Origin of the sequence: Thermus thermamylovorans (assembly GCF_004307015.1) — a bacterium.
In the GTDB taxonomy this organism is placed as follows: Bacteria; Deinococcota; Deinococci; order Deinococcales; family Thermaceae; genus Thermus; species Thermus thermamylovorans.
Map to the genome: position 1 here is coordinate 111,942 of NZ_SIJL01000003.1, position 24,254 is coordinate 136,195.

29 protein-coding genes and 1 tRNA gene are annotated in these 24,254 nt (G+C 70.5%); 17 read left to right on the plus strand and 13 right to left on the minus strand.

Translation table 11 applies throughout. The annotated features are described in order from the left end of the window. Window positions 1–18: 18 nt before the first annotated feature. The gene (locus tag ETP66_RS03575) at window positions 19–873 is read left to right on the plus strand and encodes a GNAT family N-acetyltransferase (RefSeq protein ID WP_130840691.1); all 855 of its coding nucleotides are present in this window, start codon (window positions 19–21) and stop codon (window positions 871–873) included. Here ETP66_RS03575 and ETP66_RS03580 read toward each other — a convergent pair. Next, window positions 843–1,724, minus strand: a complete 882-nt coding sequence (locus tag ETP66_RS03580; protein ID WP_130840832.1) for a histone deacetylase family protein — start codon at window positions 1,722–1,724, stop codon at window positions 843–845. The two genes, ETP66_RS03575 and ETP66_RS03580, sit on opposite strands and share 31 nt — an antisense overlap. Before the next feature lie 28 nt (window positions 1,725–1,752). On the opposite strand from ETP66_RS03580, the gene ETP66_RS03585 reads away from it, so the two are divergent. After that, the gene (locus ETP66_RS03585) at window positions 1,753–2,382 is read left to right on the plus strand and encodes a metallophosphoesterase (RefSeq protein WP_201738461.1); all 630 of its coding nucleotides are present in this window, start codon (window positions 1,753–1,755) and stop codon (window positions 2,380–2,382) included. Here ETP66_RS03585 and ETP66_RS03590 read toward each other — a convergent pair. Both ETP66_RS03590 and ETP66_RS03595 read right to left on the minus strand, forming a co-directional pair. Then, window positions 2,372–2,818, minus strand: coding sequence for a tRNA (cytidine(34)-2'-O)-methyltransferase (locus ETP66_RS03590; RefSeq protein ID WP_130840693.1), 447 nt, complete (start codon window positions 2,816–2,818; stop codon window positions 2,372–2,374). The genes ETP66_RS03585 and ETP66_RS03590 overlap by 11 nt on opposite strands. 2 nt (window positions 2,819–2,820) lie before the next feature. Next, the gene (locus ETP66_RS03595) at window positions 2,821–4,359 is read right to left on the minus strand and encodes an ATP-binding protein (RefSeq protein ID WP_130840695.1); all 1,539 of its coding nucleotides are present in this window, start codon (window positions 4,357–4,359) and stop codon (window positions 2,821–2,823) included. 203 nt (window positions 4,360–4,562) lie between these two features. On the opposite strand from ETP66_RS03595, the gene ETP66_RS03600 reads away from it, so the two are divergent. The 5 genes from ETP66_RS03600 to ETP66_RS03620 are packed head-to-tail and all read left to right on the plus strand — an operon-like array spanning window position 4,563 to window position 8,039. Then, the gene (locus tag ETP66_RS03600) at window positions 4,563–5,900 is read left to right on the plus strand and encodes an ammonium transporter (protein ID WP_130840697.1); all 1,338 of its coding nucleotides are present in this window, start codon (window positions 4,563–4,565) and stop codon (window positions 5,898–5,900) included. Continuing rightward, window positions 5,897–6,247: a P-II family nitrogen regulator gene (locus ETP66_RS03605; RefSeq protein ID WP_130840699.1), complete on the plus strand. Its 351-nt coding sequence runs from the start codon at window positions 5,897–5,899 to the stop codon at window positions 6,245–6,247. The genes ETP66_RS03600 and ETP66_RS03605 overlap by 4 nt, the downstream gene beginning before the upstream one ends. A 4-nt stretch (window positions 6,248–6,251) precedes the next feature. Further along, a complete protein-coding gene (locus tag ETP66_RS03610) occupies window positions 6,252–7,154 on the plus strand; it encodes an HrcA family transcriptional regulator (protein ID WP_130840701.1) in 903 nt (300 codons plus the stop codon). After that, on the plus strand, window positions 7,144–7,818 hold the full coding sequence (locus ETP66_RS03615; protein WP_130840703.1) for a molybdenum cofactor biosynthesis protein: 675 nt from the start codon (window positions 7,144–7,146) through the stop codon (window positions 7,816–7,818). Before ETP66_RS03610 ends, ETP66_RS03615 begins: the two co-directional genes overlap by 11 nt. Continuing rightward, a complete protein-coding gene (locus ETP66_RS03620) occupies window positions 7,815–8,039 on the plus strand; it encodes a hypothetical protein (protein WP_130840705.1) in 225 nt (74 codons plus the stop codon). Before ETP66_RS03615 ends, ETP66_RS03620 begins: the two co-directional genes overlap by 4 nt. 87 nt (window positions 8,040–8,126) lie before the next feature. Here ETP66_RS03620 and ETP66_RS03625 read toward each other — a convergent pair whose 3' ends face one another. Both ETP66_RS03625 and ETP66_RS03630 read right to left on the minus strand, forming a co-directional pair. Next, entirely contained in the window at window positions 8,127–8,534 is a 408-nt protein-coding gene (locus tag ETP66_RS03625) for a HEPN domain-containing protein (RefSeq protein WP_130840706.1), read from the minus strand. Next, on the minus strand, window positions 8,509–8,835 hold the full coding sequence (locus ETP66_RS03630; RefSeq protein ID WP_130840708.1) for a nucleotidyltransferase domain-containing protein: 327 nt from the start codon (window positions 8,833–8,835) through the stop codon (window positions 8,509–8,511). The genes ETP66_RS03625 and ETP66_RS03630 overlap by 26 nt, the downstream gene beginning before the upstream one ends. A 149-nt stretch (window positions 8,836–8,984) precedes the next feature. Between ETP66_RS03630 and ETP66_RS03635 the strand changes: the two genes are divergently transcribed. Both ETP66_RS03635 and rlmN read left to right on the plus strand, forming a co-directional pair. Beyond that, window positions 8,985–9,524, plus strand: a complete 540-nt coding sequence (locus ETP66_RS03635; RefSeq protein WP_130840710.1) for a Uma2 family endonuclease — start codon at window positions 8,985–8,987, stop codon at window positions 9,522–9,524. Beyond that, complete coding sequence (gene rlmN, locus ETP66_RS03640) at window positions 9,521–10,570, plus strand: dual-specificity RNA methyltransferase RlmN (RefSeq protein ID WP_130840712.1); 1,050 nt, start codon at window positions 9,521–9,523, stop codon at window positions 10,568–10,570. Before ETP66_RS03635 ends, rlmN begins: the two co-directional genes overlap by 4 nt. On the opposite strand, the gene ETP66_RS03645 is transcribed toward rlmN, so the two are convergent. Further along, complete coding sequence (locus ETP66_RS03645; protein WP_130840714.1) at window positions 10,539–11,702, minus strand: acyl-CoA dehydrogenase family protein; 1,164 nt, start codon at window positions 11,700–11,702, stop codon at window positions 10,539–10,541. The two genes, rlmN and ETP66_RS03645, sit on opposite strands and share 32 nt — an antisense overlap. A gap of 76 nt (window positions 11,703–11,778) precedes the next feature. Here ETP66_RS03645 and ETP66_RS03650 point away from each other — a divergent pair, with 76 nt between their 5' ends. Continuing rightward, window positions 11,779–12,501, plus strand: coding sequence for a Clp1/GlmU family protein (locus ETP66_RS03650; protein ID WP_130840716.1), 723 nt, complete (start codon window positions 11,779–11,781; stop codon window positions 12,499–12,501). Here ETP66_RS03650 and leuS read toward each other — a convergent pair. The 4 genes from leuS to proB form a co-directional block, all read right to left on the minus strand. After that, on the minus strand, window positions 12,498–15,131 hold the full coding sequence (gene leuS, locus ETP66_RS03655; protein ID WP_130840836.1) for a leucine--tRNA ligase: 2,634 nt from the start codon (window positions 15,129–15,131) through the stop codon (window positions 12,498–12,500). The two genes, ETP66_RS03650 and leuS, sit on opposite strands and share 4 nt — an antisense overlap. A gap of 122 nt (window positions 15,132–15,253) precedes the next feature. After that, window positions 15,254–16,039 (minus strand): YhjD/YihY/BrkB family envelope integrity protein, encoded by a 786-nt coding sequence (locus ETP66_RS03660; RefSeq protein WP_130840718.1) that lies wholly within the window; start codon window positions 16,037–16,039, stop codon window positions 15,254–15,256. A gap of 1 nt (window position 16,040) precedes the next feature. Further along, entirely contained in the window at window positions 16,041–17,294 is a 1,254-nt protein-coding gene (locus tag ETP66_RS03665) for a glutamate-5-semialdehyde dehydrogenase (RefSeq protein ID WP_130840720.1), read from the minus strand. Beyond that, on the minus strand, window positions 17,291–18,394 hold the full coding sequence (proB, locus tag ETP66_RS03670) for a glutamate 5-kinase (RefSeq protein WP_130840722.1): 1,104 nt from the start codon (window positions 18,392–18,394) through the stop codon (window positions 17,291–17,293). Before proB ends, ETP66_RS03665 begins: the two co-directional genes overlap by 4 nt. Window positions 18,395–18,611: 217 nt before the next feature. On the opposite strand from proB, the gene ETP66_RS03675 reads away from it, so the two are divergent. Continuing rightward, on the plus strand, window positions 18,612–18,833 hold the full coding sequence (locus ETP66_RS03675; RefSeq protein WP_130840723.1) for a hypothetical protein: 222 nt from the start codon (window positions 18,612–18,614) through the stop codon (window positions 18,831–18,833). Here ETP66_RS03675 and ETP66_RS03680 read toward each other — a convergent pair. Continuing rightward, window positions 18,801–19,010 carry a hypothetical protein gene (locus ETP66_RS03680; protein WP_130840725.1) on the minus strand — a complete coding sequence of 70 codons (210 nt, stop codon included), beginning with the start codon at window positions 19,008–19,010 and terminating at the stop codon, window positions 18,801–18,803. The two genes, ETP66_RS03675 and ETP66_RS03680, sit on opposite strands and share 33 nt — an antisense overlap. A gap of 53 nt (window positions 19,011–19,063) precedes the next feature. Between ETP66_RS03680 and ETP66_RS03685 the strand changes: the two genes are divergently transcribed. Both ETP66_RS03685 and ETP66_RS03690 read left to right on the plus strand, forming a co-directional pair. After that, window positions 19,064–19,140, plus strand: a tRNA-Arg gene (locus ETP66_RS03685). A 158-nt stretch (window positions 19,141–19,298) separates the two neighbouring features. After that, window positions 19,299–19,862: a cob(I)yrinic acid a,c-diamide adenosyltransferase gene (locus ETP66_RS03690; protein WP_130840727.1), complete on the plus strand. Its 564-nt coding sequence runs from the start codon at window positions 19,299–19,301 to the stop codon at window positions 19,860–19,862. On the opposite strand, the gene ETP66_RS03695 is transcribed toward ETP66_RS03690, so the two are convergent. Further along, a complete protein-coding gene (locus ETP66_RS03695) occupies window positions 19,859–20,143 on the minus strand; it encodes a hypothetical protein (protein ID WP_130840729.1) in 285 nt (94 codons plus the stop codon). The genes ETP66_RS03690 and ETP66_RS03695 overlap by 4 nt on opposite strands. Window positions 20,144–20,334: 191 nt before the next feature. Here ETP66_RS03695 and ETP66_RS03700 point away from each other — a divergent pair, with 191 nt between their 5' ends. The 4 genes from ETP66_RS03700 to ETP66_RS03715 all read left to right on the plus strand — a co-directional run bounded on the left by ETP66_RS03700 (window position 20,335) and on the right by ETP66_RS03715 (window position 23,927). Further along, complete coding sequence (locus ETP66_RS03700; RefSeq protein ID WP_130840731.1) at window positions 20,335–21,156, plus strand: CPBP family intramembrane glutamic endopeptidase; 822 nt, start codon at window positions 20,335–20,337, stop codon at window positions 21,154–21,156. An 8-nt stretch (window positions 21,157–21,164) separates the two neighbouring features. Continuing rightward, entirely contained in the window at window positions 21,165–21,986 is an 822-nt protein-coding gene (rapZ, locus tag ETP66_RS03705) for an RNase adapter RapZ (RefSeq protein WP_130840732.1), read from the plus strand. Between the two features lie 73 nt (window positions 21,987–22,059). Further along, complete coding sequence (locus ETP66_RS03710) at window positions 22,060–23,220, plus strand: gluconeogenesis factor YvcK family protein (protein ID WP_430731873.1); 1,161 nt, start codon at window positions 22,060–22,062, stop codon at window positions 23,218–23,220. Window positions 23,221–23,228: 8 nt separating this feature from the next. Further along, on the plus strand, window positions 23,229–23,927 hold the full coding sequence (locus ETP66_RS03715) for a glucodextranase DOMON-like domain-containing protein (RefSeq protein ID WP_130840736.1): 699 nt from the start codon (window positions 23,229–23,231) through the stop codon (window positions 23,925–23,927). A gap of 5 nt (window positions 23,928–23,932) precedes the next feature. Here the strand turns inward: ETP66_RS03715 and ETP66_RS03720 are convergent, their stop codons facing one another. Further along, entirely contained in the window at window positions 23,933–24,253 is a 321-nt protein-coding gene (locus tag ETP66_RS03720) for a DUF3208 domain-containing protein (RefSeq protein WP_130840738.1), read from the minus strand. Window position 24,254: the final 1 nt, after the last annotated feature.

Consider the following 24,254-nt stretch of genomic DNA (forward strand, 5'->3'; position numbering starts at 1 on the left):
GGGGAGTAAACTGGGGGCATGATCCGGCCCGTGGCCCGCCAGGACCTTCCGGGGCTCCTCGCCCTCCTCCGCTGGATGGACGAGAGCCCCCAAAGGGGGGTGCTCGCCCCCGAGGCCCGGGACCTTTTGGGCCTGGCGGAGGAGCTGGAGGACGGCTTGGTCCTCCTCAGGGACGGCGAGGTGGCGGGGTACGTGGGCCTCTACCCCTTCTGGGACGGGGGGGCTCTGGAGGGGCCCCTGGCCTACCGGGAGGCGGACCTGGGCGCCCTCCTGAAGGCGGCGGAGGAGCGGGCTGAGGAGCTCAGGGTGGAGCGCCTCTACGCCTTCCCCCGGGAGGAGAACCGTTCCCTGCGTCAGGCCCTGGAGGAGGCCGACTACGGCCTTTTGCACCTCACCTACTTCTTCGTCAAGAACCCCGCGGGCCTCGAGTGCCCGCCCCCCGAGGGGGTGGCGATCCGCCGGGGCTTCCCCGGCCCCGGGGCCTACCGGGAGCTTTACCGGGAAAGCGAGGAGGGCTGGGCCCTCCGCCTCCGGTGGACGGACGAGGAGCTTCTGGAGCACTTCCAGGACCCCCACGTCCACCTCCTGGTGGCCTACCAGGGGGAGGTCCCCGTGGGCCTGGCCGAGGTGGAGGTGGAGGCGGGGGAGGCCAGCGTGGCCTACATCGGGGTGGTCCCCGGGGCCCGGGGCCGGGGCATCGGCCGGGCCTTGCTCTCGGAGGCCGCCCGCCTCGCCGGGGAAAAGGGAGCCGGGCTCCTCCGGGTCCGGGCCCACGACCACGAGCGGGGGGCCCTGGAGCTCTACCGGAGCTTGGGCTTCAGCCTCGAGGAGGCGGTGGCCACCTACGCCAAGGAGCTCAGGGCCAGGCGGTAGGTCTCCGCGTGGGCGGCCACCGTGAGGTGGGGGTCGCGGTTGTACCCCCCGCCCATGACCACCACCAGGGGCACCCCGAGGGCCTTCACGAAGCGGAAGACCCGCAGGTCCCTGCGCCTCACCCCCACGAGGCTCAGGGCCAGGCGGCCGAAGCGGTCCCCCTGGAGGACGTCCACCCCGGCGTTGTAGAAGACGAACTCCGGCCGGAAGGCCGCGGCCCATTCCAGAGCCCCCTCCAGGGCCAGGAGGTAAGCCTCGTCCCCGGTGCCGTCCGGCAGGCCCACGTCCAGGTCGCTCCTTTCCTTCTTCAGGGGGTAGTTCCGCGCCCCGTGGAGGGAAAGGGTGTAGACCGAAGGGTCCCCCTGGAAGAAGACCGCGGTGCCGTTCCCCTGGTGGGCGTCCAGGTCCAACACCAGGACCCGGCCCGAAAAACCCTCCCGCCGGAGCCAGGCCACGGCCACGGCCACATCGTTGAAGAGGCTGTACCCCTCGGCCCGGTCGGGGAAGGCGTGGTGGGTGCCCCCGGCAAGGTTGAGGCCCAGGCCCCATTCCAGGGCATCCAGGGCCGCGGCCAAGGTGCCCCCCGCGGCGTGGAGGGCCCGGCGGAGAAGGGCGGGGCTATAGGGCAAGCCCAGTCGCAGGGACTCCTCCCGGGAAAGCCCCTTGGCAAAGAGCTTTTCCACGTACTCCGGACGGTGAGCGAGGAGAAGGGCCTCCTTCGGCACCTCGGGGGCGGGCAGGATGGGAAGGAGGCCCTTTAGGGCCTCCGCCACCCCCCGGTACTTGTAGAGGGGAAAGGGGTGGCCCTCGGGGAGGGGGAAGGCCAGGTGGGCGGTGGCGTAAGCCCGCACGCCTTCCATCCTGCCCCATTGGGGCAGAATGGAGTGGAGCTTGCGCCTCCTTGTCCTCGCCGACCAGGCCCACCCCCACGTCCACTCCCCCCGCTTCCCGGAGAACCTGGGCCCCTTCGACCTGGTCCTGGGGGCGGGGGACCTCCCGGGGGAGTACCTGGAGTACGTGGCCAGCAAGGTGACGGTGCCCGTCCTCTACGTGCCCGGGAACCACGGGGAGGAGTGGGTGGGGGAGGGGCCAAAGAGGCGGCGGCCGGGGGGAGCGGTGAACCTCCACGGCAGGCTCTTCCCCTACCGGGGCCTCCTCCTCTACGGGGTGGGGGGGGTGCCCCGCTACCGGGAGGGGGAGGGGCAGCTCTCCGAGGGGGAGCTGCTGGCCCTGGCCCTGAAGCCCCTCTTCCTCCTGCCCCGCAGGCTCCTCCGGGGGCACGGGGTGGACGTCCTCCTCACCCACGCCCCGCCCCCAGGGCCCACCGCCGGGGAGGGCTTCCCCCACCGGGGAAGCCCCGCCTTCCTCCTCCTCCACCGCCTCCTCCGCCCCCGGCTCCACGTGCACGGCCACACACCCCTCCTCGGGGCCCCCTCCTTCCGCCGCCACCGCACCCCTTTGGGGGTGGAGGTGGTCCACGTCCAGGGTTACGCCCTCCTCAGCCTCTGAGCTGGCGGTAGGCCTCGTAGGCCGCCACCCCCAGGGCCACCGCCAGGTTCAGGGAGCGCACCGGCCCCGGCATGGGGATCCGCACCCCGGGCAGGCGGGCGAGGACCTCCGGGGGAAGCCCCCGGGTCTCGGGGCCGAAGAGGAGGTGGTCCCCCTCCTGGAAGCGGACCTCGTAAAGGCCCCGCTGGGCGCGGGCGCTGAAGGCCCAGACCCTGGCCCCTGGCGGCAGGGCCTGCAGGAAGGCCTCCCAGGCCTCGTGCACCCGCAGGTCCACGTGGGGCCAGTAGTCCAGGCCCGCCCGCCTGAGCCTGGGGTCGTTCAGGCGGAAGCCCAAGGGGCGGATGAGGTGCAGGGGAAAGCCCAAGGCGGCGGCGGTGCGGGCGGCGTTGCCCGTGTTCTGGGGGATTTCCGGCTGGTAAAGGACCAGGTGCACCACGGCTACCCCCTCCTGCGGTAGCGGGTGGCCGCCCCCCGGCCCACCCGCTCCACCCGGCCCTCCCGGATGAGGCGGTTCAGGAGGGCCAGGGCCGCCCTCGAGGAGAGCCCCAGCTGGCCCTCCACCTCCCGCCGGGAAAGGGGTTGGGCCAGGAGGCCCAAGGCCCTTTCCCCCAGGGAATCGCGCCGCACCAGGCGGTACCTCCCCCCCTCCCGGCGCAGGAGGCCCATGCGCTCCATGCGGGCGAGGGCCCGCCTGGCGGCCTCCTCGGGAAGCTGGAGGGCCCGGGCCAGCTCCTCGAGGGTGGCCTCCCCCACCCGGCGCAGGTGGCCTGCGGCGATGAGGTGGTCCAGGCTGAAGCCCCCCAGGCGCTCCTGGGCCTCGGCGATCTCCCGCACGAAGGCCTCGTCCAGCTCGGGGTTGTAGAGGACCAGGGTGAGGGCCTCGGGGTAGAGGCGGTACTCCGGGGGCTCCTTGCCGTGCTTGAGGAGGAGGCGGTACATCTTGTCCACCCCGCTTCCCGCCCGCTCCACGTAGCCCAGGCGGTAGAGGGCCTCGGCCAGGCGGGGGTTGCGCCTTTTGGGGGGGTGGCGGAGGACGTTTTCCGGGGTGATGCCCGGGGGAAAGCCCCCGGGGTTGGAGACCTCCAGGCGGTCCCGGTGGTGGTGCACCTGGATGGCGTCCCGGCTCCCCCAGTCCCGGTGGACCAGGGCGTTCAGAAGGGCCTCCCGGTAGACCTCCCCGTCGAAGTCCCAGACCTCGAGACGGAAAAGCCCCACCGTGAGGTAGCGCACCCGGTTCCGGGCCTGGATGAGGTCCCGGAGGCGTTCCAATAGGGCGGGGATGGGGCGGAGGATGTCCTCCCGAAAGGTGTACCCCTCCTCCCCCTCGTGGAAGTAGTAGCTCACCTCCGCCTGGGGAAGAAGCCGCCTCAAGGCCAAGGGGGTTCCCGCCAGGAGAAGCCCCGCCACCGTGGGCTTCTCCTGGCCCTCCACCCGCTCCAGAAGGCCCAGGGCATAGAGGAGCTCCAGGTCGGGAAGGGCGGCCAGGCCGCTCCCCCGCTCCTCCAGGATGCGCCTCAGGCGCAGGACCTCCACCGGGTCCAAATCGGAAAGGCCCGCCGCGGGCAGCACCTGGGCGGTGAGGTCGGGCTCGGGCAGGACTTGGCCCATCCGCAGCTCCGTGAGCCGCTCGCCGTCCCAAAAGGGTACCCGCCCCGCCCCCACGGCGATGGCCGCGGGGCTTTGGGGCACGTGGAGGGCCAGCACCCTCCCCTCCGGCCCCTCCACCGCCTCCACGTAGGGGAGGAGGAGCCCCCCCGTGAGCTGGAAGAGGGCGTGGGTGATCTGCAGGGGGTGGATCTCGGAAACCCCCAGGACCCTGCCCTCCCGGCTCACCCCCAGGAAGAGGGTGCCCCCTTTGTGGTTGGCCAGGCCCGCGGCGTGGCGGGCCAGCTCCTCGGGGGAGAGGTCTGAGGGCAGGAAGAGGGTGCGCTCGTCCTGGCCGGCCTCGAGGCGGGCCTTCAGCTCTGCCCACGTCACGGCCCCCAGTTTAGGGGAAGGCCCCGGGGGTCCGTCTTTAAGAGCCGTCAGGCTTTTACCTGACAAAAGCCAACTTTATGCCTTACGATCTGCATAAAAAGCCGGGGTTTGTGGCAAATCGTCAAAGTATTATCCGCCAGCTGGCAAGCTAAGCCTTGACATTTTGCCAAGGATAGCCTACCCTTAGCCCCAAGGGGGTGGGTATGGGAACCCGGAAAACCCTTATCGGCGCGGCGGCAGGACTCCTGGGGGTGGCCCTGGCGGAGGGGGCGGAGGTGGACGGGGCGGCCACGGCCTGGCTTTTGGTCTCCACGGCCCTGGTCTTCCTCATGGTGGTGGGGCTCGCCCTCTTCTACGGGGGCATGGTGCGGGGGAAAAACGTCCTCAACACCATGATGATGAGCCTGGCCGCCCTGGGCTTCGTGGGGGTGGGCTGGGCGGTGCTGGGCTACAGCCTGGCCTTCGCCGAGGGGAGCCCCTGGGTCGGGGGGCTGGCCCACGCCTTCCTGCGGGGGGTGGGGATGGAGGGAGTGGACGGCCTTCCCCACCTCCTCTTCATGGCCTTCCAGGCCACCTTCGCCATCCTCACCGCGGCCCTCATCACCGGGGCCCTGGTGGAGAGGATGCGCTTCCCCGCCCTCCTCCTCTTCCTCACCCTCTGGGGGCTTCTGGTCTACGCCCCCATCGCCCACTGGGTCTGGGGCGGAGGGTTTTTGGGGGAGCTCGGGGTCCTGGACTTCGCCGGAGGGAAGGTGGTGCACATCAACGCCGGGGTGGCGGCCCTGGTGGGGGCCCTGGTCCTGGGGGCGCGGAAGGACTACGGCCGCCAGGCCCTCCTGCCCCACAACGTGCCCCTGACCCTCCTGGGGGCAGGCCTCCTCTGGTTCGGCTGGTTCGGCTTCAACGGGGGAAGCGCCCTAGCCGCAGACGGCCTCGCCGCCCTGGCCCTGGCCAACACCCTCCTGGCCCCGGCGGCCACGGTGGTGGTCTGGACCCTCCTGGACCTGGGGCGCACCGGGCGGGCCACGGCGGTGGGCCTGGCCACCGCGGTGATCGTGGGCCTGGTGGCCATCACCCCGGCGGCGGGCTTCGTCTCCCCCCTCTCCGCCCTGGCCATAGGGGCCCTGGCCGCCTTCCCCAGCTACTACTTCCTCCTCTGGCGGGCGCGGAGCTCCCTGGACGACAGCCTGGACGTCTTCGGGGCCCACGGGGCGGCGGGGATCACCGGGGCCCTCCTCACCGGGGTCCTGGCCCAGGAGGCCTGGGGCGGGGCCAACGGCCTCCTCTTCGGCAACCCCGCCCAGTTCGGGGTGCAGGCCCTGGCGGTGGGGGTGGCGGCGGGGTACTCGGCCCTGGGCACCTTCCTCCTCCTCAAGCTCACCGCCCTCCTCACCCCCTTGCGGGTGAGCCCCAAGGAGGAGGGGCTGGGCCTGGACGTGACCCAGCACGGGGAGGAGGCCTACGCCGGGGGCGAGGGGGCCATCCTGGTCCCCTCCGAGGCCACCCCGCCCGCCCTCAGGCCCATGGGAGGTAAGGCATGAAGCTCATCGTGGCCATCGTCCGCCCGGAGAAGGTGAACGAGGTCCTGGAGGCCCTCTTCCGCGCCGAGGTGCGGGGGCTCACCCTGAGCCGGGTCCAGGGGCACGGGGGGGAGACGGAGCAGGTGCAGACCTACCGGGGCACCACGGTGAAGATGGCCCTGCACGAGAAGGTGCGCCTGGAGATCGGGGTCTCCGAGCCCTTCGTGCGGCCCACGGTGGAGGCCATCCTGAAGGCCGCCCGCACCGGGGAGGTGGGGGACGGGAAGGTCTTCGTCCTGCCGGTGGAGAAGGTCTACCGCATCCGCACCGGGGAGGAGGACGAGGCGGCCGTGACCCCGGTACAATAGGGGTGTGACGGGGAGGCAACGGGCCCTCCTCCACCTCCTGGTGGAGGAATACATCCGGACCAAAGCCCCCGTGCCCTCGGCCAGGCTGGCCGAGGGCCTGGGGCTTTCCCCCGCCCTCTGCCGCTACGAGCTCATCGCCCTGGAGGAGATGGGCTACCTGCAAAAGCCCCACGCCTCCGCCGGGCGCGTGCCCACCAGGCAGGGTTTCCGCCAGTACGGCCTCTCCCTCCTGCCCCCACCCCCCCTCCCCGAGGCCACCCGAGAGCGGCTGAGGCGGGCCCTGGAAGGGGCCAGGGAGCCCGAGGCCTTCCTGGTGAAGATGGCCGTGGGGCTTGCGGGCTACCCCGCCCTCCTGCGCCTCAGGCCCCGGAAGGCCCCCCGGGTGCTCCAGGTCCACCTCTCCCCCCTCGAGGGGGGCACCCTGGCGGTCTTCGTCCTGGAGGGGGGGCGGGTGCGGGAGGCCCGGCTTCCCCTAAGCCTTGGCCCGGAAAAGCTGCGGCGGGCGGAGGAGGCCCTCTCCGGCCCCTTCACCGCCCTCCCCCAGGCCCCCAGGGGCCTGGAGGACCTCTTCGCCCACCTCGGGCGGGCCCTTTCCGCCGGGCTCTCCCTCACCTACCGGGAGGGCCTGGCCGAGGCCCTGAAGGAACCCGAGGCCAAGGACCCGGGCTTCCTGGAGCGCCTGGTGGGCCTCTACGAGGAGGAGGGGGGGGAGGTGCTCACCCCTCCCGGGCGGGTGGACGTGCGGGTGGGGGAGGTGGAGGGCCTGGCCCAGGTGCAGGCGGGCTTCGCCCGGGGGGAGTGGCTGGGGGAGATCACCCTCCTGGGCCCCATGCGCATGCGCTACCCCGAGGCCCTCTCCGTGGTCCTGGGCCTTTCCCAAGTCTATACTGGGCAGTATGCGGGTTGAGGTGAGGCTCTTCGCCCTCTACCGGGAGCAGGCGGGGCGGGACCGCCTGGAGCTGGAGCTCCCCGAGGGCGCCCGGGTGCGCCACGCCAAGGAGGCCCTGGAGGGGCGCTTCCCCGGCCTGAGGCTGGAAGGGGGCATGGCCGCGGTGAACCAGGCCCTGGCGGGGGCGGAAACCCCCCTCAAGGAGGGGGACGAGCTCGCCTTCCTGCCCCCGGTTTCCGGGGGGCAGGACTCCTACGGCCTCACGGAAGCGCCCCTGGACCTCAAGGCCCTGGTGGACTGGGCCACCGCCCCCGAGTATGGGGCGGTGGTGAGCTTCCTGGGCACCACCCGGAGCCCCAACCGGGGGGAGGAGGTGGCCTTCTTGGAGTACGAGGCCTACCCCGGCATGGCGGAGGGGGTCATGGCGGAGATCATCGGGGAGATGCGGGCCCGCTGGCCCCTGGGCCGCGTGGCCCTCTGGCACCGCCTGGGCCGGGTGGACCCGGGGGAGGCCTCCATCGCCATCGTGGTCTCCGCCCGGCACCGCCTCGAGGCCTTCGCCGCCTGCCAGTACGCCATCGACCGGGTGAAGCAGATCCTCCCCGTGTGGAAGAAGGAGCACCGGAAGGACGGGAGCTTCTGGGTGGAGGGCTTTGCCCCGGAGGGGCACCGCCTGCCATGAGCGGGGCCCTCCCCGCCTTCGGCCTGGTGCTCCTTCTCCTCTGGACCCTGCCCGTGGCCCTGGGCTTCCTCTCGGGAAGGGCCTTCCGGGAGGGCCGGGGCCGGGTGGGCGGGGGGCTCCTCCTCTTCGGGGGCTTCGTGGGCCTCCTCCTCCCCCCGAGGCCTTTGGGGCTTTTCCTCCTCCTCCTGGGCCTGGGCCTCGGGTACGGGCGCCTGCGTTAACCCCGACCGGACGCGCGCCCCAAGCCCCCTCCCTGCCCCCGACGTTCCCCCCTCCCGGCGCACCCGTCCCTTACAAGGGTCTCCCCTTCAGCCCTCACCCAGGACCTGGCGGATCCTGGCCAGGAGGGCCTGGGCTTGAGCCAGGGCCTCCTTCGCCTCCTCCCGGGTGTAGGCCTCCTTGGGGATCAGGCCCAGGAGGGCGTCGGGGTAGCGGGTGGGGATGTGGAGCTTGTCCAGGGCCAGGGGGAGCAGGGGCCTGAGCCGGTCCCCTTCCTCCCCGGGCAGGTCCTTGACGAGGCGGGCGAGGCTATGCCCCCAAGGGTCCAGCCCCAGGGCCAGCCAGAGGCCCTTTAGCCCCTTTTCCCCCGCCTGCTGGGCCATGAAGGCGGCCTGGGCGTGCTTGCCCGCGGCCAGAAGGGCCCTGCCGGCCTCCAGGTCGTCCTCGGCCTGTAGGAGCCAGCGTTCCCCCTCAAGCCGCCTCTTTTCCGCGCTCATACAGGGGTAGGGCCCCCCTTAGGATTCCCCGCAAGAAGGGGAGTTCCCGCCTTTCATCCAGCTCCTCCGGGGTAAGGACCAGGACGTCCACGGGCACAGGAGCGTCCTGAAGGAGCTCCAACACCAGCCCGATGCGCTTCAGGGGAGGCAGGGGGGTGCGGGCCACCACCAGGAGGTCCAGGTCGGAGCGGGGGTCAGCGGTGCCGCGGGCGTGGGAGCCGAAGAGGTAGAGGGCCTCGAGGTCCATGGCCTCCTGGAGCCTCCTCACCGCCTCCTTAAGGTAGGCCAGGGCCGCCTCCACCCCCACAGTATACGAACCGAAGGGCTTTCCCCACGGCGTAAGGCCCAGATCCCTGGGAGGGGAGGATTCCCTTGCCATGGCGCCGATCCGCCCCGCGGCGGGGCCCGGGGTAGCCCCCACAAAGCCCCTGCGGGGGCTATAATGGGGGGATGACCGAGCGGGCCCTGCGCCCCCTAACGGAGGAGGAGTACCTGGCCCTGGAGGGGGAAAGCCCCCTGCGCCACGAGCTGGTGGGGGGCATTCCCTACGCCATGGCCGGGGCCAGCCTGGACCACAACCTCCTGGTGACCAACCTGGTGGCCCTCCTCAGGCCCCTGGCCCGGGCCAAGGGGTGCCGGGTCTACAGCGAAACCGTGAAGCTCAGGCTCGCGGAGGACACCTTCTACTACCCGGATGTCATGGTGGTCTGCGGCCCCAAGGCCCATCCCCTCTACGAGACCGCCCCCTGTTTGGTGGTGGAGGTGCTCTCCCCGAGCACCGAGGCCCAGGACCGGCGGGAGAAGCTGGCCCGCTACCTGCGCCTGCCGAGCCTCGAGGGCTACCTCCTCCTGGAAAGCGAGGGGCGGGGCGGCACCCTGTACCGCAAGACGGCAGAGGGCTTCGTGGAAGAACCCCTGGAGGAAAGCTTCGCCCTGCCCTGCTTGGGGGGAAGGCTTAGCCTCGCGGACCTCTACGAGGGCGTGGCATGAGGCCCATCTTGGAACTCCTACCCGAAGAACTCCCCGGCGAGGGCTACCGCAAGGCCCAGATCGCCCACTGGCTCTACGCCCGGGGGGCCTTGGACTTTGCGGAGATGACCGACCTGCCCAAGGGCCTGAGGGAGGCCCTGGGCAAGGAGTGGCGCATCTCCGAGTTCACCCTGGTGGAGGCCTACCCCAGCCGCGACGGCAGCGTCAAGTACCTCTTCACCCTCCTGGACGGCCAGAGGACCGAGGCGGTCTACATGCCCTACCCTAACCGCAAGACCGTCTGCCTCTCCAGCATGGTGGGCTGCCCCGCCGGGTGCACCTTCTGCGCCACGGGAGCCTTGGGCTTCGGCCGCAACCTCACCGCGGCGGAGATCCTCGCCCAGATCCTGGCCATCGCCCACCACCAGGGCCTCTCCCCCAGGGAGATCCGCAACGTGGTCCTCATGGGCATGGGGGAGCCCCTTTTGAACCTGGGTAACGTGCTTAAGGCCATCCGCACCATGCTCCATCCCAAGGGCCTGGCCATGAGCCCCAGGCGCATCACCCTCTCCACGGTGGGCATCCCCAAGGGGATCTACCGCCTGGCGGAGGAGGACCTGGGGGTGCGGCTCGCCCTCTCCCTCCACGCCCCCGACGACGAAACCCGCAAAAAGATCATCCCCACCGCAGAGCGCTACCCCGTGGCGGAGATCCTCGAGGCGGTGCGCCACTACTACGCCAGGACCAAAAGGCGGGTCACCTTTGAGTACACCCTCCTCAAGGGCCTGAACGACCACCCCTGGCAGGCCAGGCTTTTGGCCGGGCTCCTCAAGGGCCTAAGCGCCCACGTGAACCTGATTCCCTTTAACCCCTGGGAAGGCGCTCCCGTGGAAGGCACCCCCAAGGCGGGCATCCTGGCCTTCGCCGAGACGCTGAGGCGCCTCGGGGTGCCCACCTCCATCCGCTGGAGCCGGGGGCGGGACGTGGGGGCGGCCTGCGGCCAGCTGGCCCTCAAGACCCCCGCGCCCCTCACCTTCACACCGCTTCTAGAAGACGCCGGGCGATGACCAGCTTCAGGATCTCGCTCGTCCCCTCCCCGATGCGGGTGAGGCGGGCATCCCGCCAGTAGCGCTCCACCGGGTAGTCCTTCACGTAGCCGTACCCCCCCAGGACCTGGATGGCCTCGTCGCAGGCCTTCACCGCCACCTCGCTGGCGAAGAGCTTGGCCTGGGCGGCCTCGAGGGTATAGGGCCTTCCCGCATCCCGAAGCTCCGCCGCCTTCAGGTAAAGAAGCCTCGCCGCCTCCAGCTCCGTGGCCGCCTCCGCCAGCTTGAAAGCGACCCCCTGGTACTCGGCGATGGGCCTGCCAAAGGCCTCCCGCTCCTTGGCGTAGCGCAGGGCGTGGTCCAAGGCCGCCCGTCCCAGGCCCACCGCCATGGCGGCGATGCCGATCCGGCCCCCGTCCAGCACCCTCAAGACGTCGTAAAACCCCTTGCCCCGCTCCCCCAGAAGGCCCTCCTCGGGCACGAAGAGGTCCTCGAGGAGGAGCTGGGCGGTGTCGGAGGCGGCGAGGCCCAGCTTCTCCTCCTTGCGGCCCACCCTAAGGCCCCGCTCGGGGCGGAAGAAGGCGAAGGCGGAGAGGCCCAGGTGCTTCCTCTCCGGGCTTGGGGCGGGGTCGGTGCGGGCCACGATCACATAAACCCCGGCCACGCTCCCCTGGGTGATGAACTGCTTGGTGCCGTTCAGGAGCCACCCCCCTGGCACCGCCTCCGCCTTAGTCTTGAGGGCGGCGGCGTCCGAGCCCGACCCCGGCTCCGTGAGCCCCCAGGCCCCCAAAAGCTCCCCCGAGGCCAGCTTGGGCAGGAAGGCCTCCTTCTGCCTTTCGTTCCCCGCCAGGAGGATGTGCCCCGTGGCCAAGGAGTTGTGGCTGGCCACGGTGAGGGCCAAGGCCCCATCGTAGTAGGCCACCTCCTCCACCATGCGGGCAAAAAGCCGGCTGGTTAGCCCCGCCCCCCCGTAGGCCTCGGGCACCGTGGCCCCGAAGACGCCGAACTGGGCCAGCTTCCGCACCAGGTCCCAGGGGAAGGCCCCGGTGCGGTCCCTCTCCGCCGCCCCTGGGGCCACCTCCGCCTTGAGAAACTCGCGGAAGGGCCCCAAGACCGCCCGCTCCTCGCTGCTTTCCTCAAACCAGAGGCCCATGGTGGGATCAGTATAACACTTTTATGCTTTCTGGCAAAAAGGCGTCAGGCTACAGGGCCGTGGTAGAGTCAGGGGCGTGCTCCTCCTGGTGGGCCCCACGGACGTGGGCAAGTCCACCCTGGCCCAAAGGCTCCTGGAGAAGGCCGGGGAGGCCTACCTCCTGGACCTGGACCCGGGGCAGGGGGCGTTGCCGGGAGCCTTCACCCTCTTCCGCTACCGGGAAGGCACCCTCACCCCCCTACGCCGCTACCTTCTGGGAAGCCTTTCCCCGGCAGGCCTCGAGGCCCGGGCGGTGGTGGGGGCCTTGCGCCTGGCCCGCCTCATCCCCCCGGGAAGCCCTGCGGTGGCCGACACCGACGGCCTCCTCCACCCCGGGTTCCGCCTTCTCCAGGCGGAGGCCCTGGTGCCCGCGGAGGTCCTGGTCCTGGGGGCGGAGGGGCTCTACCGGGCCCTGGCCTGGCGCAAGGACCTGAGGGTTCGCCTGGCCCCGCCCCTCCCCGGGGCCCGGAGGAAAACCCCGGCGGAAAGGAGGCAAAACCGCCTAGCGAGGCTTCTCGCCCACTTCCAGGAGGCCAGGCCCCGGTCCCTGCCCCTGGAGGGCCAGGGGGAGGCCGGGAGGCTCTACGGCCTTTTGGACGGGCAGGGCTTCCTCCTGGGCTACGGGAGGCTTCTCGCCTGGGAAGCGGGGGAGGGCCTCTTCCTCACCCCCGCCTCGGGGGAGGTGGCCAAGGTGGTGCCCACCCGCCTCCTTTCCCCCTTCGCCCCGGCTACCCTCCCCGGCGCCGGGGAGGCTCCTTAGCGCACCACCAGGTTCAGGATCCTGCCGGGCACGTAGATCTCCTTCACGATCTCCTTGCCCTCCAGGTGGGTCTGGACGTTCCGCACCTTCCTGGCCTCCGCCAGGGCCACCTCCAGGGGGGCGTCCTTGGGAATCCGGATGGTTCCCCGCACCCTCCCGTTCACCTGCACCGCCACCTCCACCACGTCCCGCTCCAAAGCCTTCTCGTCCAGCTCGGGCCAGCCCGCTTCGAAGAGGCTATCCGGCCAGAACCAGTGCCATAGCTCCTCGGCCAGGTGGGGGGCGAAGGGGAAGAGCATCTGCAGGTAGTAGCGGATGGCGGTGCGGTACACCGGGGTCACCGGGCGCTCCTTGCGGTAGTCGTAGAGGGCGTTCAGGAACTCCATGAGGGCGGCGATGGCGGTGTTGAAGCGCAAGTGCTCCAGGTCCTCCGTCACCTTCTTCAAGGTGGCGTGGAGCTTCTGGTAAAGCTCCCGGTCCGCCCCCCCCAGGGCCTCCGCCTGGAACTTCCCGCTTACCGAGAGGAGGGCCTCCTTGTCCTCGGCCACCCGGCGCCAAACGCGGTTCAGGAAGCGCCAGGCCCCCTGTACCCCTTCCTCCGTCCAGACCATCTCGTTTTCGGGGGGCGCGGCGAAGAGGATGGTGATGCGGGCGATGTCCGCCCCTTCCTCCTTCACGAAGGGCCCCACCATCACCCCGTTGCCCTTGGACTTGCTCATCACCGCGGGCTTCCAGAGGTGCAGGGTGCCGTCCTCGTGGGGCCTTAGCTCCGCCCCCATCTTCCGCACCTCCTCCAGGGAAAGCTCCTTCTCCTGGATCTCCAGGCGGATGCGGGTGGCCTCGGGCAGGCGCACCACCTCCCCTTCCACCGCCACAGGGCCATAGTCCGTCCAGGCCAGGACCATGCCCTGGGTGAAGAGGCCCGTGAAGGGCTCTTCCACCTCCACCATCCCCAGGTCGTGGAGGAACTTGGTGAAGAAGCGGCTGTAGAGGAGGTGAAGCACCGCGTGCTCCACCCCGCCGATGTACTGGTCCACGGGCATCCAGAAGTTCGCCCTCTCCGGGTCAAAGGGGAGCCCCTCGTTCTTGGGATCGGCGTAGCGCAGGTAGTACCAGCTGGAGTCGAAGAAGGTGTCCATGGTGTCGGTGTCCCGCCGGGCGGGGCCGCCGCACTTGGGGCAGGTGGTCTCGTAGAACTCGGGGTGGGCCTCCAGGGGGCTTTTCCCCTTGGGGCGGATGTCCTCCACGTCCTTGAGGTCGGGGAGGAGGACGGGAAGCTCCTCCTCGGGCACCGGCACCACCCCGCAGGCCTCGCAGTGGACCATGGGGATGGGGGTACCCCAGTAGCGCTGGCGGCTGATGAGCCAGTCCCGGAGGCGGTAGGTGACCCTGGCCCTCCCCAGGCCCCTCTCCTCCAGCCAGGCGATCACCTTCTTCTTGCCTTCCTCGCTTTCCGTGCCGTCAAAGGGCCCGGAGTTCACCATGACCCCAGGCTCCTCGTAGGCGGCCTCGAGGGGCTCGGGCAGGGGCTTTCCCGGGCGCTCGATCACCTTGCGGATGGGCAGGCCAAACTTCTTGGCGAACTCAAAGTCCCTCGCGTCGTGGCCGGGCACCCCCATGATGGCCCCGGTGCCGTAGCCATAGAGCACGTAGTCCGCGGTCCAGATGGGGATCCGCTCCCCGGTGGCGGGGTTTTGGGCGTAGGCCCCCAGGAAGACCCCGGTCTTCTCCCGGCCCTCCGCCTGGCGCTCGATCTCCGTCTTGCGCCGGGCAGCCTCCACGTAGGCCTCCACCTCGGCCCGCCTCTCCGGGGAAGCCAGCTTGAGGGTCAAGGGGTGCTCCGGGGCCAGGACCAGGAAGGTGGCCCCGAAAAGGGTGTCGGGCCGGGTGGTGAAGACGGTGATCCTTTCCTCGGAGCCCTCCACGGGGAAGTGGATCTCCGCCCCCTGGGAGCGGCCGATCCAGGCCCTTTGCATGGCCTTCACCTTCTCGGGCCACCGGAGGCCCTCGAGGTCCTCCAGGAGCCTATCGGCATAAGCGGTGATGCGCAGGTACCATTGCTCCAGCTCCCGCTTCTCCACCGGGGTGTCCTCGTGGCGCCAGCAGCGGCCCTCCACCACCTGCTCGTTGGCCAAAACGGTCTGGCACTTGGGGCACCAGTTCACCAGCCCCCCCGCCCGGTAGGCCAGGCCCTTTTCCCACATTTTTATGAAAATCCACTGGTTCCAGCGGTAGTAGTCGGGCTCGCAGGTGGTCACCTCCCGGTCCCAGTCGTAGAGGATGCCCATGAGCTCGAGGCTCTCCTTGGCCTGGCGGATGTTTTGGTAGGTCCAGTCCCGGGGGTGGAGGCCGAACTTAAGGGCGGCGTTCTCCGCGGGCAGGCCGAAGGCGTCCCAGCCCATGGGGTGGAGGACCTCATAGCCCTGCACCCGGCGGAAGCGGGCCAGGACGTCCCCCATGGTGTAGTTCTTCAGGTGGCCCATGTGCAGGTCCCCAGAGGGGTAGGGGAACATGACCAGCACGTACTGCTTGCCCCGCTTCCCGGGCGCCTCCTTGGCCCGCATGAAGCCCTTTTCCTTCCAGAAGCGCTGCCACTTGGGCTCTATGGCGTGAGGGTTGTACTTCTCCATGCGTCTAGCCTCCCTCAAAAAAGCCCTTCCCCAAGGGGGAAGGGACGGCCAGGCCCCTTCCCGCCCTAGGGGGTTAGCCTGGCCCGGCGCATAGGACCATCATACTCCCCCGCCAAAATCCCTTAGGCCTCTTCCAGCGCCCGGGCGAGGAGGGCCCCCAGGAGGAAGACCCAGAGGACCAGGTAAAGCCCGATGAGGGCCAGGACGAAGCCCGCCAAGGGGCCGTAGAGGAGCTCGTACTGGGAGCGGGGGAGGAGCCGGGGAAGGCCCAGCCGCACCGCCTCGAAGAGGAGGGTGGCGGCCCCTGCCCCCACGCTCAAAGGGAGAAGCTCGCGGAAGCCCCTAAGCCCCCGGAAGAAGGCGTAGGTGAAGAGGAAGAGGGAGAAGGCGGCCACCAGGGGAAAAAGGGCCTGGAAAGGCCCCCAAACCCCCCGCCACTCCGGGGGCAGGAAGCGGAGGAGGAAGCCCACGGCCAGGCCGAAGAGGGCGAGGAGGATGAGGCCCAGGCCCAGCAGAAAGGGCATGACCAGGCCCAAAAGCCGGTGGCGAAGCCCGGGGGGGCTGCCGAAGATAAGCCCCAGGGCGTAGCTCAGGGCGGCAAAGAAGTTGCTCCCCGACCAGAGCAGGAGAAGCCCGCTGGCCAGGGTCAGGGGGAAGGCGCTCCGGGTGAGGAAGCGGAGGAGGTCTTCCGCCAGCTCGGGCCTGGCCGGGAAGAGGCTTTGCGCCAAGGCCGCCACCCCCTCCAGGAACTCCGCCCGCAAGGAGGGGCTTCCCGAGAGGAGGAGGCCGAAGACCCCCACCAGGAGGAAGAGGAGGGGCATGAGGGAAAGGAGGGCGTAGTAGGCCAGGGCGGCGGCGAAGAAGGGAACGTGGGCCTCTTGGTAGAGGGCGAGGAGCCTTCGCAGCACCCTACGCCCGCTCCTGCCCCTCCCCCAGGGCCACCCACTTGCTGGTGGTGAGCTCCAGGGGCCCCATGGGGCCGTAGGCGTGGAGCTTGGAGGTGCTGATGCCGATCTCCGCCCCCAGGCCCAGCTGGAAGCCGTCGTTGAAGCGCGTGGAGGCGTTCCAGAGGACGAGGCTCGCGTCCACCTCCTCCAAAAAGCGCCAGGCCACCCGGGGGTCCTCGGTGCAGACGGCCTCGGTGTGGCGGGAGCCGAAGCGGGCGATGTGGGCCAGGGCCTCCTCCAGCCCCGAGACCACCTTCACCCGGAGGATCAGGTCCAAGTACTCCCGGTCCCACTCCTCCTCGGAGGCGGGGACGGCCTCCTTTAGGAGGGCAAGGGCCTTGGGGCAGGCCCTGAGCTCCACCCCCCGCTCCCGCATGGCCCTTTCCAGCAGGGGAAGGAAGGCTTCGGCCACCCCCTCGTGGACCAGGACGGCCTCGAGGGCGTTGCACACCGCAGGCCGCTGGGTCTTGCCGTTCAGGGCCAGGCGGAGGGCCATGGAAAGATCCGCCCGCTCGTCCACGTAGAGGTGGTTCACCCCCTTGGCGTGGGCCAAAACCGGCACCCGGGCCTCCCGTTGCACCAGGCGGATGAGCTCCTCCCCCCCCCGGGGGATGAGGAGGTCCAATAGCTCCAGGCGGCACAGGGCCAGGATGGCCTCCCGGTCCGTGGTGGGCACCAGGCTCACCGCCTCCACAGGAAGCCCGGCCTCCCTCAAGGCCCGATGCCACAGGGAAACCAGGGCCTGGTTGGAGCGGAAGGCCTCCTTGCCGCCCCTTAAGAGCATGGCGTTCCCCGCCTTCAGGGCCACGGAGACCGCCTCCACCGTGGCCCCGGGGCGGGCCTCGTAGACGAAGCCGATGAGGCCCAAGGGCACCCGCATCCGGCCCACCCGGAGGCCGTTGGGCCTCTTGCTAAGCCCTTCGATCCGCCCCAAGGGGTCCGGCAAGGCGGCGATCTGGCGAAGGCCCTCGGTGAGGGCCTTGAGGTCCTTTTCCCGCAGGGCGAGCCGGTCCAGCTTGGCCTTGGGGAGCCCAGCGGCCTCCGCTTCCTTTAGGTCTTCCCGGTTCGCCTCCAGCACCTCCTGCCAGCGCGCCTGCAAAAGCTGGGCCATGGCCAGGAGGGCCGCATCCCGGTTCCCCTTGGCGAGGGCGGGGAGCCTGGCCCGGGCCGCCTCCGCCATGCCCCTCAGGGTAGCCTCAAGATCCTCAACCCTCATGCTTCCTCCTTCAGGACCAGGTGGTCCCGGTGGACCACCTCCTCGGTGTAGCGGTAGCCCAAAAGGGCCTCGATCTCGGCGCTCCTGTGCCCCCGGATGCGCTCGATCTCCTCGGCGGCGTAGTTGGCAAGGCCCACCCCCACCTCCTCCCCCGCCTCCGAGAGGAGGCGCACCGCCTCTCCCCGGCCGAACCGCCCCCGCACCGCCTTCACCCCCGCGGGCAGGAGGCTTGCCCCCCGCTCCTTCAGGGCCCGCACCGCCCCCGCGTCCAGAACGAGCTCCCCCTTGGGCCGGAGCAGGCCATAGAGCCAGGCCCTCTCCCCCCGGTACCGCCTCCTGGCGTGGAAGTAGGTGCCGAGGGGGGCGCCCTTGAGGGCCTCCAGCACCGCCCCAGGCCGCCTCCCGGGAAGGAGCAGGGTGGGGATGCCCACCCGGCCGGCGATCCGGGCCGCCAGGAGCTTGGAGCGCATCCCCCCGCTCCCCAAGGGGTTCCCCTCCCCCGCGTGGCCCAAGACCGCCTCCACCCGCTCCACCTCGAGGATGGGCCGGGCCGTGGGGTTCCGCTTGGGGTCTTCCTCGTAAAGGGCGTCCACGTCGGAAAGGAGGAGCAAAAGCCCCGCCTCCACCAGGGCCGCCACCCGGGCGGAGAGCTGGTCGTTGTCCCCGAAGCGGATCTCCTGGAAGGCCACGGTGTCGTTCTCGTTGATGATGGGGAGGGCCTCGAGGCGCAAAAGGGCCTGCAGGGTGGCCTTGGCGTTGAGGTAGCGCTCCCGGGAGGCCAGGTCCTCGGCGGTGAGGAGGACCTGGGCCACGGGGGTGGGGGCGAAGACCTCCCGCCAAGCGGCCATGAGGAGGGGCTGGCCCACCGCCGCCAGGGCCTGCTTGGCGGGCATGTCCTGGGGCCGGGGAAGGCCCAAAGCCGCCATCCCCGCCGCCACCGCCCCGGAGGAGACCAGGACCACCTCCCGCCCCTCCTCCCGCAGGGCCAGCACCTGGCGGGCGATCTCCCCCATGGCGGGCAGGTCCAGGCCGGAAGGCCCCGCCAAGACCGCGCTCCCCACCTTCAGGACCAGCCTCCTCGCCGCAAGCCCGGGCCGCATTAAGGCCCAGGATAGCACCTCTCATCCGCACCCCCGAGGGAGCGGGCTGGGGTGGGAGGGATAGCCCGAACAGCCAGCCTTTTCGCATTAACCCTGGTCTTGCCGGCTTCCTGTCAACCAATCTCCCCCAACCGGCCACTCTATAAGTGAGGCTCTACCTGGGCGCCACCTTGCTCTACGAAGCCACCGCCCCCTGCTCCCCCAAGCCGCGTCCCAAGTGAACCTGCGGGAGGATGAGGGCTGGCTCCGCGCGCGCGTCCAGGGCTACCCCTTCTTCTCCCTCTTCCACGTGGCCGAAGACGGCTCCCGCACCACCCTGGGCCTCTGGCACCGGGCGGGGGAGGCGCCCTTTGCCCTCGAGGGCCTTCCTCCTGGCCGCGAGTGGGAAGTCCAGGTTTCCGACGGGCTAGAGGTCCGCGTCCTGCGGTTTGCCCGCTAGGAAGCGCCCCTCCCGGAAGGCCACCTTCCCCTCCCGCCTGAGCCGCACCAGGAGGGCGAAGAGGGTGGCCTTTCTGAGGCCCGGGTAAAGGGGTTGCAGGCGGGCGTGGAGCTCCTCCAGGGAAAGCGCCTCCTGAAGCAGGCTAAGGATATGGCCTTCCAGACGCCGCTCCCGCACCTTGCCCATTATTGACAAGGGGGGCTTTCCCGTGCTACCTTGAGGGTCGGCTTGGGCCCGTAGCTCAGTTGGATAGAGCGGCTGACTACGGATCAGCAGGTCAGGGGTTCGAATCCTCTCGGGCCCGCCAAGTCCAGAAGGCAAAGCTTCCGGGGCCGGTAGCAACCCCGGAAGCGCCCTTTTGCGGCCCCGCTGCTGTCCCGGCGGGCAGGTCCCCTCTCCCCGCACCCGCTTTTCGGGTAATCCCCCTCCCCTTGTGCGGGAAGGCGGCCCCCTAGAATAGGGGCCATGAAGATCTACACCAAGACGGGGGACGCGGGGGAAACCGGCCTCTACGGGGCCGAGCGGGTGGTGAAGGCCCACCCCCGAGTGGAGGCCTACGGCACCGTGGACGAGGCCAACTCCGCCATCGGCCTGGCCCGGAGCCTCCTGCCCAAGGAGCACCTGGATCTCCAGGACCTCTTGGAGCGCATCCAAAACGCCCTCTTTGACCTGGGGGCCGACCTGGCCACCCGCATGGGAAGCCCCTACGAGCGGAACATCGCCCGCATGGACGCCGAGGACGTGGAAGGCCTGGAGCGGGCCATTGACCGCTACATGGAGGAAAGCCCCCCCTTCCGCGGCTTCGTCCTGCCCGGGGGGCACCCGGCGGCGGCGGCCTTGCACCTGGCCCGCACCGTGGTGCGCCGGGCGGAGCGCAAGGTGGTGGCCCTGAGCCGGGAAGAGCCCGTGAACCCCGAGGCCATCCGCTACCTAAACCGCCTTTCCGACCTCCTCTTCGTCCTGGCCCGGGTGGTGAACGCCCGCCAAGGGGTGCGGGAGGAGGAATGGTTGGTGAAGAAACGCCGCTAGGGCCAGGGCTTGCCGTAGACCCGCACCTCGGCCCCGGGGAAGGCGGTTTCCAAGAGGTCCTTTAGAAAGAGCGCCGCCGAGGGCAGAAGCCCGCCGCAGGGGCCTTCCATGTAGAGGAAGAGGTAGCGCGGCCTTCTGGGGGACTGGGAGAAGCCCAGGCACCCCTCGTACTCGGGGAAATACTCATAAAAGAGCTCCAGGAGGTCCTGGACCAGGTCCCTGGCCTCGGGCAGGGCCTCGAGGGAGCTTTGCGGCTTGACCCAGAAGGTCATGGCCTTCATCAGGACCATTATGGGCCCTGACCGGGTCCGGGACTAAGTACCCCGTCGTGGCCTGGGCCACGACGGGGCCCCAAAGGGGCCTTGAGCACGCCGCTTTGGCTTTGGTCGGTGGGGCAGCCTTTGCGTGCGGGTACTTATGATGAGGTGGGGGTGCGGGCCAAGGCGGCGGGAATGGCCCCGGACGGGAGACGATGAGTGCCCTTTACTGGACCTTCGGCCTTTCGTGGGGGGTTTACCTGCTCTTTTACCTCCTGGGCGGGCGCTGGAACCCTGCCCCAGAAGAGGCGAACCCCGAAACCGCCCTCCTCCTCACGGCCTTCGGCTTCCTCTACATGTGGATCCCCGGCCTGGTGGCCCTCTACTTCGCCCGCAAGGAAGGGGTGCGCCTTCCCCTGGCTTTGCGGCCCAACCGCTTCTGGCTCTTTGCCTGGCTCTTCCCCGTGGCCCTCACCCTGCTCTCCCTCCCCTTGAGCCTGCCCTTCGCCCCCTGGCGGGGCTTCGCCGCCCTTTACGAGGGGATTCCCCCGGAGGACCTCGCCCTGCTCCAGGGCTTTTTCCGCCTCCTTCCCCTCATCCTCCTCCTCACGGGCCTCCTGGCGGGGGCCACGGTGAACCTGGTGGCCGCCTTGGGGGAAGAGCTCATGTGGCGGGGGTACCTCTGGGAAAGGCTTCGGGAGCGGGGCTTCTGGCCCGCCAGCCTGGAGATCGGCTTTTACTGGGGGCTTTGGCACGCTCCCTTGGTCCTCTCCGGCCACAACTACCCCCATGAGCCCCTCTTGGGGGTGCCCATGATGGTCCTCTTCACCCTCCTCCTCACCCCCGTCCTCCTCTACGTGCGGGAGAAGGGGGGCTCGCTGCTGGCCGCAGCCCTCCTCCACGGCACCCTGAACGCGGTGGCGGCCCTTTCCCTGCTCCTGGTGGAGCGCACCCACGACCTCCTCATCGGGGTGGTGGGGCTTCCTGGGCTTTTCCTCCTGGCCCTCTTCAACCTGTGGCTAAGGAGGCGGGTATAGTCAAGGGGATGCGCTTTTTGGTGCTTTCCGGGCTCTCCGGGGCGGGCAAGACCACGGCCAAGGGCTTCCTGGAGGACCTGGGCTACTTCATGGTGGACAACCTTCCCCCAGGCCTCTGGAAGCCCCTCCTGCAGGAGCTGGAAGGCCGGGGCGTGAAGCGGGCGGGGGTGGTGCTGGACGCCCGGGCCCTGGCCTTCCTGGGCGATCTGGAATCGGTTCTCGACGAACTCGGGCCCACGGTGGTCTACCTCGAGGCCCGCCCCGAGGTCCTCCTCCGCCGCTACAACCTGACCCGCAGGGTCCACCCCCTGGGGGCGGGGAACCTCCTGCGGGAGATCGGTGAGGAGCGCCGCATCCTGGGGCCCCTAAGGGCCAGGGCCCACCTGGTCCTGGACACCTCGGAGCTCTCCCCGAGGGCGCTAAAGGAGGCCCTCAGCCGCTTTTTGGGGGAGGAAGCGGGGTTTCTCCTCCGCCTCCTCTCCTTCGGCTTCAAGTGGGGCCCGCCCCAGGAGGCCGATCTGGTCCTGGACGTGCGCCCCTTGCCCAACCCCCACTACGACCCCGCCCTCAAGCCCAGGACCGGGCTGGACCCAGAGGTGAAGGCCTACGTCTTCCGGGAGGAGGTGGAGCCCTACTACCGGGCCCTTTTGAGCGTGGTGGGGCTGGCGGCGGAAGGGGCCAGAAAGGAGGGCAGGGCCTTCTACACCGCCGCCATCGGGTGCACCGGGGGAAGGCACCGGAGCGTGGCCGCGGCAGAAAGGCTCGCCGAGGAGCTTGCAGGCCGCTTCCGGGTGGAGGTGAGCCACCGGGATGTGGACAAGGAGGAGTAAGCACCAGGGATTGTACCGGGTAGCCAAAGGGCTTGCCCGGCGCTTCCCCCCCCTTCGCTGGCTCTACCCGGGGATGCGGGTGAAGCGCTACGCCGCCTTGGCGGGCCTGGGGGCAGGCCTCCTGGCCTACGGCCTCGCCCGCTTCCTCCCTCCCCCACCCCCGGAGCCCTGGGCCTGGGGGGCGGCCCTCCTGGGCCTCCTCCTCCTGGTGGGGGGGGTGCGGGCCATGAACCGCAGCATGCTCTCCGCCTTCACCGAGCCCGAGGAGGTGCCGGAAAGGGTCTACGTGCGCAGGCGGCTGGAGCAGGGCCCCAAGGTGGTGGCCTTCGGCGGGGGCACGGGGCTTTCCCGGGTGCTCCGGGGCCTCAAGGAGCACACCGCCAACACCACCGCCATCGTGGCGGTGACCGACGACGGAGGCTCCACGGGCAGGCTCCGGCTCGCCTACGGCCTCCCCGCGGTGGGGGACCTGGTGGACTGCCTGGGGGCGCTTTCCGAGCGCCCCGCCCTCTCCCACCTCCTGGACCACCGCTTCGACCGGGGAGAGATGGCGGGGCACACCTTCGGCAACCTCCTCCTGGTGACCCTCAACCAGGCCGCTGGGGGGTTTGCCGAGGCCATCCTCGAGGCCAACGCCATCCTGAACCTGCGGGGCCAGGTCCTCCCCGCTACCCCGGAGGCGGTGCGGCTTGGGGCCCGCTTCCAAGACGGCTCGGAGGCGGTGGGCGAGGTGGCCATCCGCGCAAGGCGGGGGCGTATCCGGGAGGTTTTCCTGGTCCCCGAACCCGAGGAGGTGATGGCCGAAGCCCTGGCGGCCATCCGCCGGGCCCACCTCCTGGTCCTGGGGCCGGGGAGCCTGTACACCAGCATCCTCCCCAGCTTCCTGCCCGGCCCCCTCAGGGAGGCCCTGGCCCAGGCCCCCGCCCCCCTGGCCTACGTGGTGAACCTGATGACCGAGCCGGGGGAGACGGACGGGTACACAGCCTACGACCACTACAAGGCCATCGCCTACCACCTGGGCCGGAGGCCCGAGGTGGTCCTGGTGCACACCGCCCCCATCCCGGAGGGGGTGCTCCGGCGCTACGCGGAGGAGGAGCGCTTCCCCGTCCCCTTCGACCCCAGGCCCTTCGCCGTGGACGGGGTGCGGGTGATCACCGGGGATTTCCGGGAGGAGGGCCCCTTGGCCCAGCACGACCCGGCCAAGCTGGTGCGGGCCCTCCTCGGGCTGGTATAAAGGTGGCCGTGCTCTTTCTCTTCCAGGACCCCTTGGGCGACGACCAGGGCCTCGCCTACCTCTACCCCCGGGCGGCCCTCTTCCGGGAGGCGGGGGAAGGCTACGCCGACCTCCTGGCCCTGGCGGGGGAGGCCCGGGAGGGGAGACTCCACCTCCGGGTGCGCCTGGCCCGCTACCCCAACCCCCTGGGAGGCCCCCTGGGCTTCAGCCTGGCCACGGTGGTCCTCTGGCTGGACACGGAGGAGGGGGGGGAGGAGGTGCTGGTCCCCGGGCTGCGCACCCCCCCGGGGGAGGGCTGGAACCTGGCCTTCGTCCTCACCGGCTTCGGGGCGGAGGGAAGAACCCCTGAGGGGGAGCGGACCCCCGTGCGGGCCTGGCGGGAGGGGGAGTGGGTGGTCCTGGACACCGGGCTCCCCCCGGAGGCGTACGGCTACTACGGGGGTGTGGGCCTCTTCGACCCCTTTGCCCCCTGGTACCTCCGCCCCACCACCCCCGAGGGGGGGCCCTGGACCCTGGGGGCTCCCCCGGGAAGCCCCCCCCTGGTGGACCTCCTGGCGGAGGACCCCCGGGCGCAGGTGCGGGCCTACGAGAGCGGCCTCCTTCCGCCCCTCCGCCCCCAGGGCTTCGCCTGGAGGCCGGAAAGCCTCCTGGCCTTCGCCCTGGGGGGCGTCTCCCTCCTGCTGGCCTTCCTGCTCCGGAAGCGCTGAGGGGCCTAGAGGGGGCGGAGGTCCTCCAGCAGGAGCCAGCCCACCCCGGGGGGCAGGGCCTCCAGCAGCCCCTGGAGCACCGGGGCCACCGCCTCCGCCACCGGCTTGAGCGCCTCCGGGGACTCCTCGGTGAGGAGGAGGAGGGTGAGCTGGTAGAAGCGTTGGCCCGCGGTGGGGGTGCCGTCCTCGAAGAAGGAGGTAGGGGGCGGCACCCGGTCCAGCAAAAGCCTTGCCCCCCCCACCTCCCCGGGCAGGAGGGCCTTGGGGTCTAGGGGAAGCTCCTCGGGGTGCCAGAGGTAGCCCTGGAAGAGGCGCACCGCCTGCACG

Bases quoted from the DNA above. Each gene is read 5' to 3' on its own strand.
- ETP66_RS03605 (WP_130840699.1), top strand. From the start codon at position 5,897: ATGAAGCTCATCGTGGCCATCGTCCGCCCGGAGAAGGTGAACGAGGTC.
- ETP66_RS03615 (WP_130840703.1), top strand. From the start codon at position 7,144: ATGCGGGTTGAGGTGAGGCTCTTCGCCCTCTACCGGGAGCAGGCGGGG.
- ETP66_RS03690 (WP_130840727.1), top strand. From the start codon at position 19,299: ATGAAGATCTACACCAAGACGGGGGACGCGGGGGAAACCGGCCTCTAC.
- ETP66_RS03600 (WP_130840697.1), top strand. From the start codon at position 4,563: ATGGGAACCCGGAAAACCCTTATCGGCGCGGCGGCAGGACTCCTGGGG.
- proB (WP_130840722.1), bottom strand. From the start codon at position 18,394: ATGCGGCCCGGGCTTGCGGCGAGGAGGCTGGTCCTGAAGGTGGGGAGC.
- ETP66_RS03635 (WP_130840710.1), top strand. From the start codon at position 8,985: ATGACCGAGCGGGCCCTGCGCCCCCTAACGGAGGAGGAGTACCTGGCC.
- rlmN (WP_130840712.1), top strand. From the start codon at position 9,521: ATGAGGCCCATCTTGGAACTCCTACCCGAAGAACTCCCCGGCGAGGGC.
- ETP66_RS03665 (WP_130840720.1), bottom strand. From the start codon at position 17,294: ATGAGGGTTGAGGATCTTGAGGCTACCCTGAGGGGCATGGCGGAGGCG.
- ETP66_RS03700 (WP_130840731.1), top strand. From the start codon at position 20,335: ATGAGTGCCCTTTACTGGACCTTCGGCCTTTCGTGGGGGGTTTACCTG.
- ETP66_RS03575 (WP_130840691.1), top strand. From the start codon at position 19: ATGATCCGGCCCGTGGCCCGCCAGGACCTTCCGGGGCTCCTCGCCCTC.
- ETP66_RS03585 (WP_201738461.1), top strand. From the start codon at position 1,753: ATGGAGTGGAGCTTGCGCCTCCTTGTCCTCGCCGACCAGGCCCACCCC.
- ETP66_RS03625 (WP_130840706.1), bottom strand. From the start codon at position 8,534: ATGAGCGCGGAAAAGAGGCGGCTTGAGGGGGAACGCTGGCTCCTACAG.
- ETP66_RS03620 (WP_130840705.1), top strand. From the start codon at position 7,815: ATGAGCGGGGCCCTCCCCGCCTTCGGCCTGGTGCTCCTTCTCCTCTGG.
- ETP66_RS03710 (WP_430731873.1), top strand. From the start codon at position 22,060: ATGCGGGTGAAGCGCTACGCCGCCTTGGCGGGCCTGGGGGCAGGCCTC.
- ETP66_RS03645 (WP_130840714.1), bottom strand. From the start codon at position 11,702: ATGGGCCTCTGGTTTGAGGAAAGCAGCGAGGAGCGGGCGGTCTTGGGG.
- leuS (WP_130840836.1), bottom strand. From the start codon at position 15,131: ATGGAGAAGTACAACCCTCACGCCATAGAGCCCAAGTGGCAGCGCTTC.
- ETP66_RS03695 (WP_130840729.1), bottom strand. From the start codon at position 20,143: ATGAAGGCCATGACCTTCTGGGTCAAGCCGCAAAGCTCCCTCGAGGCC.
- rapZ (WP_130840732.1), top strand. From the start codon at position 21,165: ATGCGCTTTTTGGTGCTTTCCGGGCTCTCCGGGGCGGGCAAGACCACG.